At 60.5% G+C, this 15327-nt stretch carries 12 protein-coding genes; 7 read left to right on the forward strand and 5 right to left on the reverse strand.

The genetic code is table 11. The annotated features are described in order from the left end of the window. Window positions 1-112 precede the first annotated feature (112 nt). The 7 genes from treP (at window position 113) to tadA (ending at window position 9420) form a co-directional block, all read left to right on the forward strand. On the forward strand, window positions 113-1555 hold the full coding sequence (gene treP / locus AAEZ10_RS07885) for a PTS system trehalose-specific EIIBC component (protein ID WP_024014201.1): 1443 nt from the start codon (window positions 113-115) through the stop codon (window positions 1553-1555). 21 nt (window positions 1556-1576) lie between these two features. Then, a complete protein-coding gene (gene treC, locus AAEZ10_RS07890; protein WP_125917650.1) occupies window positions 1577-3223 on the forward strand; it encodes an alpha,alpha-phosphotrehalase in 1647 nt (548 codons plus the stop codon). A gap of 107 nt (window positions 3224-3330) precedes the next feature. Continuing rightward, entirely contained in the window at window positions 3331-4554 is a 1224-nt protein-coding gene (locus AAEZ10_RS07895; RefSeq protein WP_350568686.1) for a maltoporin, read from the forward strand. A gap of 50 nt (window positions 4555-4604) precedes the next feature. Next, entirely contained in the window at window positions 4605-7133 is a 2529-nt protein-coding gene (ptsP, locus tag AAEZ10_RS07900; protein ID WP_350568688.1) for a phosphoenolpyruvate--protein phosphotransferase, read from the forward strand. 2 nt (window positions 7134-7135) lie between these two features. Further along, window positions 7136-7426 carry a PTS sugar transporter subunit IIB gene (locus AAEZ10_RS07905; RefSeq protein ID WP_350568690.1) on the forward strand — a complete coding sequence of 97 codons (291 nt, stop codon included), beginning with the start codon at window positions 7136-7138 and terminating at the stop codon, window positions 7424-7426. A 117-nt stretch (window positions 7427-7543) separates the two neighbouring features. Next, complete coding sequence (locus AAEZ10_RS07910) at window positions 7544-8920, forward strand: multicopper oxidase family protein (RefSeq protein WP_071173477.1); 1377 nt, start codon at window positions 7544-7546, stop codon at window positions 8918-8920. Further along, entirely contained in the window at window positions 8920-9420 is a 501-nt protein-coding gene (gene tadA, locus AAEZ10_RS07915) for a tRNA adenosine(34) deaminase TadA (protein ID WP_071173476.1), read from the forward strand. The genes AAEZ10_RS07910 and tadA overlap by 1 nt, the downstream gene beginning before the upstream one ends. Before the next feature lie 166 nt (window positions 9421-9586). Here the strand turns inward: tadA and cmoB are convergent, their stop codons facing one another. The 5 genes from cmoB to lon form a co-directional block, all read right to left on the reverse strand. Beyond that, window positions 9587-10543, reverse strand: coding sequence for a tRNA 5-methoxyuridine(34)/uridine 5-oxyacetic acid(34) synthase CmoB (gene cmoB, locus AAEZ10_RS07920; protein ID WP_110647056.1), 957 nt, complete (start codon window positions 10541-10543; stop codon window positions 9587-9589). Next, window positions 10540-11283, reverse strand: coding sequence for a carboxy-S-adenosyl-L-methionine synthase CmoA (gene cmoA / locus AAEZ10_RS07925; protein WP_110647057.1), 744 nt, complete (start codon window positions 11281-11283; stop codon window positions 10540-10542). Before cmoA ends, cmoB begins: the two co-directional genes overlap by 4 nt. Window positions 11284-11471: 188 nt before the next feature. After that, window positions 11472-11891 (reverse strand): hypothetical protein, encoded by a 420-nt coding sequence (locus tag AAEZ10_RS07930; RefSeq protein ID WP_073473263.1) that lies wholly within the window; start codon window positions 11889-11891, stop codon window positions 11472-11474. Window positions 11892-12055: 164 nt separating this feature from the next. Then, window positions 12056-12448 (reverse strand): protease inhibitor I42 family protein, encoded by a 393-nt coding sequence (locus AAEZ10_RS07935; RefSeq protein WP_073473261.1) that lies wholly within the window; start codon window positions 12446-12448, stop codon window positions 12056-12058. Window positions 12449-12665: 217 nt separating this feature from the next. After that, window positions 12666-15080, reverse strand: a complete 2415-nt coding sequence (gene lon / locus AAEZ10_RS07940) for an endopeptidase La (RefSeq protein WP_071173472.1) — start codon at window positions 15078-15080, stop codon at window positions 12666-12668. Window positions 15081-15327 lie beyond the last annotated feature (247 nt).

A 15327-nucleotide genomic window follows, 5' to 3' on the forward strand; every position in this document is an offset into this window, starting at 1 on the left:
TCATCCACGGATGCAAACTCGTACAGACGAGTTGTTGCATTAACTCGTACAGACGAGTATTTTTCGTTTCGGCGTGCTGCCCATAACAACAATCCACGACGGAAGAACAAGCATGAGCCATGACTATCCGAACATCGCCAAGGAGCTGCTGGAAAGCCTTGGTGGCCGTGACAACATCGAGCAGGCGGCGCATTGCGTGACGCGTTTGCGCCTGGCGCTGAAGAACCCCGCGCTGGTGAATGTGGCCGCGCTCAATGGCGTCGATCTGGTCAAGGGTTCGTTCTTCACCGGCGGGTTGTATCAAGTGGTCATCGGCCCGGGTGATGTTGAAAAGGTTTATGCCGAACTGCGCCAGCAGACTGGCCTTGCGGCATCGACCATCGCCGACGTTAAACAGAAAAGCGCCGAGAAGATAAACGCCATGCAACGGCTGGTGCGGGTGTTTTCCGATGTGTTCATGCCGATCCTGCCGGCGCTGATCATTGCCGGCCTGTTGATGGGCATCAACAACCTGCTCGGCGCCAAGGGCATGTTCATCGAGGGCCAGACCCTGCTGGATGCCTATCCCAACCTGGACGGGTTGTGGAGTCTGATTAACCTGATGGCCAATACCTCGTTCGTGTTCCTGCCGGCGCTGGTGGGCTGGTCGGCGGCCAAGCGTTTCGGCGGCAGCGAAATCCTCGGCATCGTCCTCGGTCTGATGCTGGTGCATCCGGACCTGCTCAACGCCTGGAATTACGGCAAGGCCGTTGCCGGGCTGGACGGGCAGCAGCTGCCGTACTTCGACATCCTCGGCCTGTTCCAGGTGGAAAAGGTCGGCTACCAGGGGCAGATCCTGCCGATCCTGCTGGCGGCGTACGTGATGAGCGTGATCGAAAAATGGCTGCGCGCACGCGTGCCCAACGCGGTGCAGTTGCTGGTGGTGCCGATCACCACCATCGTTGTCACTGGCGTGCTGGCGTTGGCGATCATCGGTCCGGTGACCCGGCATATCGGCATCTACATCACCGAAGGGCTGGTGATGCTGTTCGATCTGGCGCCGTTGGTAGGCGGTCTGATTTTCGGCCTGTTGTATGCGCCGCTGGTAATCACCGGCATGCACCACATGTTCCTCGCCGTGGATCTGCAACTGATCTCCAGCCAGGGCGGCACCTTCATCTGGCCTATGATCGTCATGTCCAATCTGGCGCAGGGCAGCGCGGCCCTGGCGGTGTTCTGGATGACGCGCAATGCGCGAGACAAGAGCATGGCCTCGACCTCGGCGATTTCTGCGTATTTCGGCATCACCGAGCCGGCGATGTTCGGCGTCAACCTGCGCTACAAATTCCCGTTTTATGCCGCGCTGGCCGGTTCGGCGCTGGGCTGCATGTTCCTCTCGCTGAACAAGATCCAGGCCTCGGCCATCGGCGTCGGTGGCTTGCCCGGTTTCATCTCGATCGTTCCGCAATTCATCCCGATGTTCGTCATCGGGATGCTGATCGCCATGCTCGTGCCGTTTGCCCTGACCTGCGTGCTGAGCATGAAGATCGTCCGTCCGGGTTACCGGGTTGCCTGAAATCAATAAAGGAGTCGCGCCATGCAAGACTGGCAACGTTCGGTGATCTACCAGATCTACCCGAAGAGCTTTCACAGCCATGCCGGCAACGCCACTGGCGATCTGCTCGGCATCGTTGCCAAGCTCGATTATCTGCAATGGCTGGGAGTCGATTACCTGTGGATCACGCCGTTCCTGCGCTCGCCGCAGCGCGACAACGGCTACGACATCAGCGACTACTACGCGGTCGATCCGAGCTACGGCAGCATGGCCGACTGTGAACTGCTGATCGCCGAAGCGGGCAAACGCGGGATCAAGCTGATGCTCGACATCGTGGTCAACCACACCTCGATCGAGCACGTCTGGTTCCAGCAGGCCCGCAGCAGCCTCGACAACCCTTACCGTGACTTCTACATCTGGCGCGACCAGCCGAACAACTGGGAATCCAAGTTCGGCGGTTCGGCCTGGGAATACGAAGCGCAGACCGGCCAGTATTACCTGCACCTGTTCGACCACACCCAGGCCGACCTCAATTGGGACAACCCTAAAGTCCGCGACGAAGTATTCAAAATGATGCGTTTCTGGCGCGACAAGGGCGTCGGTGGTTTTCGTCTGGACGTGATCAATCTGATCTCGAAACCGGCGGACTTCCCCGAGGACGACAGCGACGGTCGGCGCTTCTACACCGATGGGCCTAACGTGCATGCGTACTTGCAGCAAATGCACCGCGAAGTCTTCGAAGGGCATGAGCTGATCAACGTCGGCGAGATGTCCTCGACCCGCCTCGAACACTGCATCCGCTACTCCAATCCGCAGTCGAAAGAATTGTCGATGACCTTCAACTTTCATCACTTGAAAGTTGATTACCCGAACCTGCAGAAGTGGGTGCGCGCCGATTTCGATTTCCTCCAGCTCAAGCAGATTCTCTCCGACTGGCAGACCGGCATGCAGGCGGGTGGCGGCTGGAATGCGCTGTTCTGGTGTAACCACGATCAGCCACGCGTGGTCTCGCGGTTCGGCAATGACGGCGAATACCGCGAGCTGTCGGCGAAGATGCTCGGCACTGCGCTGCACTTTCTGCAGGGCACGCCCTTCGTCTATCAGGGCGAAGAATTGGGCATGACCAATCCGGGGTTCGAGAGCATCGAGCAATACCGTGACGTCGAGACCCTGAATATCTTTCGCCTCAAGCGTGAAGCCGGCACCAGCGACCTCGACAACATGGCGGCGATCATGCAGAAGTCCCGCGACAACGGGCGCACGCCGATGCACTGGCACGCCGGGCACAACGCCGGCTTCACGCGCAGCGAACCATGGATTGGTGTGCCGGCCAATGCCGCACAGATCAATGTCGCGCATCAACTGCACGACCCGGAGTCGGTGCTGCATCACTATCGGCGCCTGATCGCTTTACGCCGCACTGAAGCGTTGATCTCCGATGGCATCTATCGGCAGTTGTTGCCGGAGCATCCACAGGTCTGGGCGTACCTGCGCGAGGGGACGGGAGAACGCTTGTTAGTGGTGAACAACTTCTATGGCACTGCCTGTGAGGTCGAGCTACCGGCACTGATCGACGAAGCCCAGGAGCAGCGCCTGTTGATCAGCAACTACCCGGACTGCCCGCAACGCTCGCGATTGCTGCAGTTGCGACCTTACGAATCCTTCGTGCTGCACCTGACCGACCCCTGATTTTTTAACTGAATAACAACCTTTGAAAAAACACGCAGAACGCTGCGCGGGGGATTTGTGCGCGCTGAATTCCTGCAACCACACAATAAAAACAACGGGTGGCATATATGAGAGCAACCATAAATTACAGTCTGGCAATCGCGGGGATTTGTCTGGCAATGCCTACGTCATCACATGCGCTGGAGTTCGGCGGGTATCTGCGCAGCGGGGTCGGTACATCGGTCAACAGCAGCAGCCAGTCGTGTTTCCAGTTGCCCGGCGCGCAGACCAAATATCGCCTCGGTAACGAGTGCGAGCAGTACGGTGAGCTCGAGCTGCGCCAGGATCTGTACACCCTCGACGACGGCTCGGTGCTGAGCGTCGACGGCATGGCCTCGCTGTATAACCGGTACGACCGCAGCCTGACGTTCAAGGAAGACAACGGCTCGATTCGTTTGCCGCAGGCGTATGCGCAATGGTCGGCGATGCCCGCGCTCAACGGCGGCTCGCTGTGGGCAGGGCGGCGTTACTACAAACGTAACGACATCCATATTTCCGATTTCTATTACTGGAACCAGAGCGCCACCGGGGCAGGCATTGAAGACGTGTTGCTCGGCGGCCTGAAATACAGCTACGCCTTTTCGCGCAAGGACAACCTTTACCAAAAGGATTACATCAACCGCCACGACTTCAACGTCGGCGGTTTCAACAGTAACCCGGGCGGTGAACTCGAGTTCGGCCTCAGCTACATCGACAAGCCCGACAGTCGCGACGTCCACCGTGGCTGGGCGATTACCACTCAGCACGTGCAGCAGGACTTTTTCGGTGGCAAGAACAAACTGGCGCTGCAATACGGCGAAGGGCCGGGAACCGGATTGGGCTATACCGGTAACGTCAGGCTCGATGACCGCAACAAGAGCTATCGCATCGTCGAGTTCTTCGACTGGCAACTGACGCCACGTTTTGGCGGACAATTCCAGGCGGTGTATCAGAAAGATATTCGTCAGGGTGGCGCCGACCAGAACTGGCTCTCACTCGGTGTGCGCCCGGCCTATGCACTGAGCGAGCAGTTCAAACTGGTGACCGAACTGGGGCACGATCAGGTCGAGGCGGCGGACGGCACGCGCAAGCTGAGCAAGTTTACCTTCGCGCCGACCTGGTCACCGAAAGGCCCGGAATTCTGGGCGCGGCCCGAAGTACGTCTGTATTACACCTATGCCAGCTGGAACCAGGCAGCCAAGCGTGCCGCCAACCTGTTGGCCAAAGGCTCGGCACTGTCCGATACGGGCGCCTTCGGCAACGCGCGGCACGGCGCCAATGTCGGGCTGCAGGTTGAATACTGGTGGAAATAAGCAAAGCGGCTGCGACCGCTCATTCAATGAATACAAGCTCAGGTGATGTCATGGCCACACCCCAACAATTGCAGCTGCTGGCTCCTTTATCCGGCGTGCTGATGGCGCTGGACCAGGTGCCCGACCCGGTGTTTGCCGGGCGGATCATCGGCGACGGTTTGTGCATCGACCCGACTTCGTCAACGCTCTGCGCACCGCTGGCCGGTGTGGTCAGCGACGTGCAGGCCAGCGGGCACGCGCTCACCATCACCAGTGACGTGGGTGTGCAGGTGTTGATGCATATCGGCCTGGACACGGTGAATCTCGCCGGCAAAGGTTTCACCCGCCGCGTTGAAGCGGGGCAGCGGGTCGAAGCCGGGCAGGCGCTGATCGATTTTGACGCCGACTACATTGCCCTGCACGCGCGCAGTTTGTTGACCTTGATGCTGGTGGTCAGCGGCGAGACGTTCGATTCACTCGTTGGCTCAACCGGGTTGGTCGAGGTGGGCCAGCCAGTGCTGGACGTCGTGGTCGGCGCAGCCGCCGGCGAACATCCAGCACCGGTGCCGGGCGACGCGGTGTTCTCGCAGCCGATCCATCTGCCCAATCCCAATGGCCTGCACGCGCGGCCTGCGGCAGTATTCGCCCAAGCGGCCAAAGCATTTTCAGCGACCATCCATCTGCACAAGCTGCAAGCTCAAGCCAACGGCAAATCCCTGGTGGCGATCATGGCGTTGCAAACGGCCCATGGCGACAGTGTGCAGGTCAGCGCCGAAGGCGAAGATGCGAAAGCAGCGGTCGCAGCGCTGACACGCTTGCTGAGCGAAGGCTGCGGCGAAGCGGTGACAGCGCCTGCACCGGTCGAAGCCGACGCAGCAGAAATGCCGAACATCCTGCGCGGTGTCTGCGCCTCGCCCGGTTCGGCGTTGGGACAAGTCATGCAGATCGTCGAAGCGTCGCTCATGGTCACCGAGTTCGGCGCCGAGCCGCCAATCGAACTGGAGGCGTTGAGCCAGGCCCTGATCGAAGCCGACATGGCTCTGCAACATCTGCGTGACACCGCCAGCGGCCAGGCGCAGGCGGAGATCTTCAAGGCGCATCAGGAACTGCTGGCCGACCCGAGCCTGCTGGATCAGGCCAGGGCGCTGATTGACGCGGGCAAAAGCGCGGCGTTTGCCTGGAAGACCAGCACCGATGCAACGGCGGCGATGTTTCGCTCGCTGGGCAATGCCTTGCTGGCCGAGCGCGCGGCGGATCTGGATGATGTCGGCCAGCGCGTGCTGAAGCTGATCCTTGGTGTTCACGAGCAAGCGCTGGAGTTGCCGGACGACACCATTCTGGTCGCCGATCAGTTGACCCCGTCCCAGACCGCCGGGCTCGATACGCGCAAAGTGCTCGGGTTTGCCACCGTCGGCGGCGGCGCCACCAGCCATGTCGCGATCCTCGCGCGGGCCTGTGGCTTGCCGGCGATCTGTGGCATGCCATTGCAAATGCTCGGCCTCGGCAACGGCACGCGGGTGCTGCTCGATGCCGACAAAGGCGAATTGCAGTTGCACCCGGACGCCGAGTCCATTGATCAATTGCGCACGCGGCATGAGCGCCAGCGCCAGCGTCATCAGCAGGAACTGGCGCAGGCCAGCGAGGCGGCCTGCACCCGTGACGGTCAGCACATCGAAGTCACCGCCAACGTTGCCTCGCAGGAAGAAACCGCCCAGGCCATGGAGCTGGGCGCGAATGGCGTGGGGCTGCTGCGTTCGGAATTTCTCTACCTGGGCCGTCAGCAATCGCCGAGCCATGACGAACAGGTGGCCACTTACAGCGCCATCGCGCGCACCATCGGGCCGGCACACAATTTGGTGGTGCGCACCCTCGATGTCGGTGGCGACAAACCGCTGGCTTATGTGCCGATGGACAGCGAAACCAATCCTTTCCTCGGCTTGCGCGGCATTCGTCTGTGCCTTGAGCGACCGCAACTGTTGCGTGAGCAGTTCCGCGCAATCCTCGCCTGCTGTGAGCTGACGCGTTTGCACATCATGTTGCCGATGGTCACGAATCTGGCCGAACTGCGTCTGGCGCGGCAGATTCTTGAGCAAGAAGCGCGGGTGCTGGGCCTAGCGCATCTGCCAAAGCTGGGAATCATGATCGAAGTGCCAGCCGCCGCGCTGATGGCCGATGTGCTGGCGCCGCACGTGGATTTCTTTTCCATCGGCACCAACGATCTCACCCAATACACCCTGGCCATGGATCGCGATCATCCGCGTCTGGCCAGCCAGGCGGACAGCTTTCACCCTTCGGTGCTGCGCCTGATCGCGATGACGGTTAAGGCGGCCCATGCCCACGGCAAATGGGTCGGCGTCTGCGGCGCCATGGCGTCTGAACGCCTTGCGGTGCCGTTGCTGCTGGGGCTCGGTGTGGATGAATTGTCGGTAAGCGTGCCGTTGATTCCGGCGATCAAGTCGGCGGTCCGCGAAGTGGATCTGGCCGACTGTCGAATCATCGCCGAACAGGTTTCGAACCTGGAAAGCGCCGCCGACGTGCGCGCAGCCTTGCAGCAGTTTCATGGGGCGAAAGTCGATGCCTCGCCGGTTATGGAGAATTGAACATGTTCGACAAATTGCAGCAGGCATTCTGGAAAGCACTGACGCCGGATCTGGTCTCGGATGAGGTGAAAGCCGTCGCCGAACCGATTGCCGGCCTGAGCGCCGAGATTGTTGCGGCGCTGGGCGGTGTGGATAACCTCAAGTCGCAACAACCGGTGGCGTTGACCCGGGTGCGTGTCGCGCTGCATGACGAGGCACGGGTCGATCGTCAGGCACTGAGTCTGGCCGGTGTGACGGGTGTCATGCCGCTTGAGGGCGGCGTGCTGCACCTGATTACCGGGCTGCGCGCATAAGGCCGACAAGACGTGCGGCCGCAGGTCGCCCTTACTGTTTCTCAACTGCGGGTGTATCGTATTCGCCTTTTGCGGATCCCTCGGGGTCTGTCGCTGATACGTGAGGTAGTTGAGTTCATGTCCTTTACCCGTCGCCAAATCCTCGGTGGCCTGGCCGGTCTTGTTGTCGTTGGCGTGGGCGCGGGAGGCGCGTCGCGTTACTGGCTGGGCAAGATGGCCGACGCCGAGGCCGGCCACGACTATGAACTGATCGCCGCGCCGCTCGATGTCGAGCTGGTGCCGGGGCACAAGACCGAGGCCTGGGCATTCGGCCCGTCGGCGCCGGGCACCGAGTTGCGTGTACGCCAGGGTGAATGGCTGCGGGTGCGTTTCATCAACCATCTGCCGGTGGCGACCACCATCCACTGGCACGGCATCCGCCTGCCGCTGGAAATGGACGGCGTGCCTTATGTGTCGCAACTGCCGGTATTGCCGGGCGAATACTTCGACTACAAATTCCGCGTGCCGGACGCCGGCAGCTATTGGTATCACCCGCATGTCAGCAGCAGCGAGGAACTGGGGCGCGGGCTGGTCGGGCCGCTGATCATCGAAGAACGCGAGCCGACCGGGTTCAAGTACGAGAAAACCCTGAGCCTGAAGAACTGGCACATCGACGAGCAAGGCCAGTTCGTCGAATTCAGCATCCCCCGCGAAGCGGCCCGTGGCGGTACCGCTGGGCGCCTGTCGACGATCAATGGTGTGCCGTTGCCGGTGATTGATCTGCCGGCCGGGCAGATCACCCGGGTGCGTTTGCTCAATCTCGATAATACCCTGACCTATCGCATCAACATCCCCGGTGTCGAAGCGAAGATCTACGCGCTGGATGGCAACCCGGTCGAGCCCCGCCCGTTGGGCAAGGAATACTGGCTCGGCCCCGGCATGCGCATTTGCCTGGCGATCAAGGCCCCGGCGGCGGGTGAAGAGTTGTCGCTGCGCAACGGCCCGGTGCGTCTGGGCACGCTACGTTCAGTCGCCAACACCGACGCGCCGACGGACTGGCCGAAAGCCCTGCCGGCCAACCCGGTGGCCGAGCCGGATCTGGCCAATGCGGAGAAACTCAACTTCAATTTCGAATGGGTCGGCTCGGTCTCGGTGAACACCGAAAACGGCAAACCGCCGAGCCTGTGGCAGATCAACGGCAAGGCCTGGGACATCACCGACAAGACCTGTGCTGACCGACCGATTGCCAGCCTGAAACTGGGTCAGAGCTATATTTTCGAATTGAAGAACATGACCCAGTACCAGCACCCGATCCACCTGCACGGCATGAGCTTCAAGGTGATCGCGTCGAACCGGCACAAAGTCGTGCCGTATTTCACCGACACCTATCTGCTGGGCAAGAACGAGCGTGCGCAAGTGGCGCTGGTGGCGGATAACCCGGGGGTGTGGATGTTCCACTGCCATGTCATCGACCACATGGAAACCGGCCTGATGGCCGCGATCGAGGTGAAGTGATGCGCCAGATCCGCCCGGCGGCGATCATCGACCGCAGCCGCGACCGCGACTTCATGCGCGAAGCCCTGACCCTCGCCGCACAGGGCGCCGCCCTCGGTGAGGTGCCGGTGGGCGCGGTGCTGGTGCACGATGGCGTGATCATCGGTCGCGGCTTCAATTGCCCGATCAGCACCAGTGACCCGAGTGCCCACGCCGAAATGGTCGCGATCCGCGCCGCCGCGCAGGCAGTGGATAACTATCGCCTGCCGGGCAGCACGCTGTATGTGACGCTGGAACCGTGCAGCATGTGCGCCGGGCTGATCGTGCATTCGCGGGTGGCGCGGGTGGTGTACGGCGCGCTGGAACCCAAGGCCGGGATTGTGCAGAGTCAGGGACAGTTTTTTACCCAGGGCTTTTTGAATCACCGGGTGCTGTATGAGGGCGGGGTGCTGGCTGAAGAGTGTGGTGCGGTGCTGACCGAGTTTTTCCGCGCCAGACGCACCAAAAGCCCCTCACCCTAACCCTCTCCCAGAGGGAGAGGGGACCGACCGAGTTGAATGGACCAAGTCCGCCGACCTGAAATACCGAGTCGGACGCAAGTTTTGAAAAGCTCAACAATCAGCTCCCTCTCCCTGGGGAGAGGGCTGGGGTGAGGGGCAGGCCCACCGCGGTCATGGGAAAATACGCTTACTTCCTGGCGACGATAACCGCCCGCATCGGCGCCGGCAGCCCTTCAATGGTTTTGCTGTGATCCTCAGGATCCAGAAAATCACTCAGCGACTGATACTTCATCCACTCCGTCCCGCGTTGTTCTTCCACCGTCGTGGTACTGACATCCACACAACGAATATCGCTGAATCCGGCTCTGCGCAGCCACAACTCAAGCGCCGGCACCGACGGCAAAAACCACACGTTGCGCATCTGCGCGTAGCGATCTTCCGGCACCAGCACCTGATGTTTGTCGCCTTCGACCACGAGGGTTTCCAGCACCAGTTCGCCGCCCTTGACCAGGCAATCCTTCAGCGCCAGCAAATGCTCGATCGGCGAGCGACGGTGATAGAACACGCCCATGGAAAATACTGTGTCGAAGCCTTCCAGATTCGGCGGCAGGTCTTCAAACGGGAACGGCAGGTGCCAGGCATTCGGCTCGGACAAGTAACGCTGCACAGCCTGGAACTGGCAGAAGAACAGCCAGTTCGGGTCGACACCGATCACGCTGTCGGCACCGGCGCCGAGCATGCGCCACATGTAGTAGCCGTTGCCGCAGCCGACATCGAGGATGCGTTTGCCCTTCAGGTCGAGGTGCGGGGAGACGCGCGACCACTTCCAGTCCGAACGCCATTCGGTGTCGACATGCACACCGAACAGGTCGAACGGCCCTTTGCGCCATGGCGAGAGGCCCATCAGCGCGGTGCGCATCTGTGCGCGGGTGTCGTCGTCGCAATCGGTGTCGAGTTTCAGGCCGTTGAGCAGGTCGATTTCGCTTGGCTGGATTTTCGGCAAGGCGTCCAGCGCACTTTGCCAGCGCTCCAGATCGCCGTGGCCCTTCTCCATTTTCTTGTCGAGTTGCGCTTGCAGCGTGCTGGCCCATTCGGCCAGCGGTGTACCGGCCAGACGGCGGGCGAGGGGGGACAGATCAATCATGGCAAGGCAATCAACGAGGCAAAGTTAAGACATTGGAACCACGGCACGACTTTCGAGAACCCGGCGGCCAGCAGGCGTTCGCGGTGTTCTTCGAGGCTGTCGGGCTTCATGACGTTTTCGATGGCGCTGCGCTTCTGGGCGATTTCCAGTTCGCTGTAGCCGTTGGCGCGTTTGAACGCCACGTGCAGATCGGTGAGCAGGGCTTGTTCTTCGGCATCGTTGAAGCGCAGCTTTTCCGAGAGAATCAGCGCGCCGCCGGGCAACAACGATTGGCGAATGCGCGAGAGCAACGCGGTGCGCTGGGCCGGGGCAATGAATTGCAGGGTGAAGTTCAGCGCCACCACCGAGGCCGGTTGAAACTCCAGCGCGAGGATATCGCCCTCGATCACCTCGACTGGCAGCAATTCCTGAAACATCGAATCCTGACCATTGAGGTACTCACGGCAACGCTCGACCATCGCCGCCGAGTTATCCACAGCGATGACCCGGCAACCGTCAGTGCGCACATGACGGCGCAGGGCTTGAGTGACTGCGCCGAGCGACGAACCGAGGTCGTAGAGCACGCTGTTCGGCTGGGCGAACTGCGCCGCGAGCACGCCGAGGTTTTCGACGATGGTCGGGTAACCCGGCACCGAGCGCTTGATCATGTCCGGGAACACCCGCACCACGTCTTCATTGAAGGCGAAGTCAGGCACCTGGGCCAAAGGCTGGGCGAATAGGCGATCGGGTTCTTTGCTCACGGCGGCGTCCGGCGGTGTCGGTGGAAAAGGCCGGCATTTTAGCCAAAGTGCGGCATGGATGCTTGAATTGCTGATAAGCCGCTTCGGTGCGGTTAAAGACGGGTGATTCGGCGACTTTGAGTCGCCGCGCACGAGGCGATCTGAAGTTGTGAGTCACGCTCTGCGCAGCTCAGCGGGCCAAGGCTGTCTCAGCTGTCGATATAATTGACTGCGAAATTCCCGTTCAGCTTGATTCCAGGGGTTATCACACCGCCGTAGTCCTGGACCGTATCGATGGCATATACGCCGGAGACGGACTTGGAGAAATGGTCAACGGTCAGCTTCAGGGTCATGCTGATCGGCGTATATCGTATGTTGGCCTTCCCCGTCTCGGTGTCGACCTTTACCTTGGCATGGCCGAGGTTGTATTCGGCAGTCACGATGTCGTTATCGAAAGTGAACTCAATCTTGTAAATATCCTGATCAAGTGGGAGATAGTCGGCGCCCGTGATGGTAATTCGCTCGGTGCGGAACGCAGTGACTAACGGAAAGCTGAACGCCTCTGCGCCTTCAATCTGGCAGGTGAAGGCGTTGGCTTGGGGTTTGGAATCCTTGTCTTGAGTGCTCATGGCCGTTCCTTGAATACGCGACAGCTCATGGGGAGCTGCTCTGCGTCCACTCTAAACGTGAGTGCGAAGGGCTGGTAACTGACAGAAATGACAGTTTTTTATACGAATAGATCATGGAATCGTGCGCGGTTATCGCGAATGTCAGGAAGGATTCGCGAACCCGATCATTCCACGGAAATGGCGCAGTCAAAGGTTTCCACTGGCAGCACTTCCGGAGCCCACGGTTGTTGCGAAGTCAGGCGCAAACGCCCGGTGCCGGCCGCGAAGGCCTGGAAGCGCCAGGTCGAAACCCCCGCTGCGCCCACCACGCCGGCATCTTCCGGATTGCTGTAAACCTCGGGGCTGAGGGCGCGCAACACGCCGCCAGCCGAATCCTGAATCGCCCAGCGGTAGCCGGTGGTCGGGTTGCTTGGCAGGCTGATGATCAGGTTTTGCCCGACGTTGAGCCGCACGGGGCATTCGCTTTGTTTTTCCACGGTCACGTTGTGTTTCGGTTGCGTGGCGCAGGCCGCCAGCAAGGAAAGGGCGAGGGGGACAAACAGGCGAATGGGGGACATAAGGTCAGCAGCTCCGGCGGTTACGACGAACGGCGAGCATAACTGAAGATGAGACAAAGTGTGACAGTCAGGGAGAATGGTGTTGCAAGAGCTGACGCCTTCGCGAGCAGGCTCGCTCCCACAGTGATCAGCAGTGTCGACAGATTTTGTGTTCACTGCATCACCCTGTGGGAGCGAGCCTGCTCGCGAAAACGGTACAGCAGGCGCTACATGACTGTCAGAAGAGCACCTTCGCCACATCCGCAAACTTCTTCGCAAAGTGAACGGTAATCCCTTCCTTCAGGTAATCCGGCAATTCCTCAAAGTTACCCCGGTTCGGCTCCGGCAGAATCAGCTCGAAAATCTTCTGCCGGCGCGCTGCGATCACTTTCTCGCGCACGCCGCCGATTGGCAGTACATGCCCGGTCAGGGTCAGTTCGCCGGTCATCGCCACGCCTTTTTTCGGTGGCTGATTACGTGCGAGGGAGAGCAGGGCGCTGGCCATGGTTACGCCGGCGCTCGGGCCGTCCTTCGGCGTTGCGCCTTCGGGCACGTGCAGGTGGACGAAGGCTTCGTCGAAGAACTTCGCGTCACCACCAAATTGCTTGAGGTGCGAGCTGACGTAGCTGTAGGCGATCTCCGCCGATTCCTTCATTACATCGCCGAGTTGCCCTGTGAGCTTGAAGCCACGATTCAAGGTATGAATCCGCGTGGCCTCGATCGGCAAGGTCGCGCCGCCCATGCTGGTCCAGGCCAGGCCGGTAATCACGCCGGTGCCGGACAGCACTTGTTCGTTGCGGAATACGGGATGACCCAGCGAGGCTTCAAGGTCTTTCGGCCCGAGTTTGATCACCGCTTTCGGATCGTCGATCAGCTTCATCACCGCTTTGCGCACCAGTTTGCCCATCTGCTTTTCCAGCTGCCGCACGCCGGCTTCACGGGCATAGCCGTCGATCAGGGCTTTGAGCGCGGTGTCGCTGATGCTCAGGCTGCCTTTCGATACGCCGGCCTTTTCCAGCAGTTTCGGCCACAGGTGACGCTTGGCAATAGCGACTTTTTCTTCGGTGATGTAGCCCGACAGGCGAATCACTTCCATTCGGTCGAGCAACGGGCCGGGGATCGAGTCGAGGGTGTTGGCGGTGCAGACGAACAGCACCTTCGACAGATCCATGCGCAGGTCGAGGTAGTGGTCGAGGAATTCAACGTTCTGCTCAGGATCGAGGGTTTCCAGCAGCGCCGAGGCCGGGTCGCCCTGGTAGCTCTGGCCCATCTTGTCGATCTCGTCGAGCATGATCACCGGGTTCATCACTTCGACGTCTTTCAACGCCTGCACCAGTTTGCCCGGCTGGGCGCCGATGTAGGTGCGGCGGTGGCCCTTGATCTCGGCTTCATCGCGCATGCCGCCGACGCTGAAGCGGTAGAACGGCCGGCCGAGGGATTCGGCAATGGATTTGCCGACGCTGGTCTTACCCACGCCTGGCGGGCCGACCAGCAACACGATCGAGCCGCTGATCTCGCCTTTGTACGCACCAACAGCGAGGAATTCGAGGATGCGATCCTTGATGTCGTCCAGACCGGCGTGATGCTTGTCGAGGATTTTGCGTGCGTGCTTGAGGTCGAGTTTGTCCTCGCCATACACGCCCCACGGCACCGATGTCGCCCAGTCCAGATAATTACGCGTGACGGCGTACTCCGGCGAGCCGGTTTCCAGGATCGACAGTTTGTGGGTTTCTTCTTCGAGGCGTTTCTGCACCTGCGCCGGCAGGGTTTTACCTTCGAGGCGCTGCTGGAACTGTTCGAGGTCGGCGCTGCGGTCGTCCTTGGTCAGGCCAAGTTCCTGCTGGATGACCTTGAGCTGTTCCTTGAGGAAAAACTCGCGCTGATGCTCGCCGATCTTGCGGTTAACTTCTGCGGAAATCTCTTTTTGCAGGCGCGCGACTTCGACTTCCTTGCGCAGCATCGGCAGGACTTTCTCCATGCGCTTGAGCATCGGCACGCAGTCGAGCACTTCTTGCAGCTCGGGTCCGGTGGCGGAGGTCAGGGCGGCGGCGAAGTCGGTCAGCGGCGACGGGTCGTTGGGGCTGAAGCGGTTGAGGTAGTTCTTGAGTTCTTCGCTGTACAGCGGGTTGAGCGGCAGCAGCTCCTTGATCGCATTGATCAGCGCCATGCCATAGGCCTTGACCTCGTCGGTCGGCTCGGTGGGCTGGTGCGGGTATTCGACTTCGACCAGGTACGGCGGGCGATGGTGCTTGAGCCAGGTCTTGATGCGCACACGGCTCAGGCCCTGGGCGACAAATTGCAGTTTGCCGTTTTCGCGGCTGGCGTGGTGGACCTTGACCAGCGTGCCGTATTCGGGGAGGGCGCCGGTGTCGAAATGGCGCGGGTCTTCCTGGGGCGTGTCCATGAAGAACAGGGCCAGGGAGTGGTGTTCGGATTTGCTGACCAGTTCGAGGGTTTCGGCCCACGGCTCTTCATTGACGATGACCGGCAGGACCTGAGCCGGGAAGAACGGACGGTTGTGGATCGGGATGATATAGACCTTGTCCGGCAGGTTTTGCCCGGGCAGTGCCAGGCCGGTGCCGGAGGAGGTGTGTTCGATGTGGTCGGTTTCGTAATCGTCGTGATTGTCCGGGCGATCTTGCTGGTCGGTCATGGGGCACCTGCGCAATGGGGTATGGGGTCTTAGATGGGGCAGGGGTGGGGTGGTTTCAATGGGGCGGGTGTGTTTCTGCGTGTGTGTTCAGGTTTGCAAAGTTTTTGACCTTGTTAACCTTGGCGGCCTTTGGGCGGTGGCGAGATCCTTCAGGTGGGCACGGGTGCCTATTGGAATCTAACAATGTCTGTGCATAAATAGCAAAAAACGCTAGTGTTGGTTAGCTTTAACTATTAAATGGAGTTTT

It is taken from the genome of Pseudomonas sp. H26/SER47-MNA-CIBAN-0231 (assembly GCF_040310465.1).
Taxonomy (GTDB): Bacteria; Pseudomonadota; Gammaproteobacteria; order Pseudomonadales; family Pseudomonadaceae; genus Aquipseudomonas; species Aquipseudomonas atacamensis.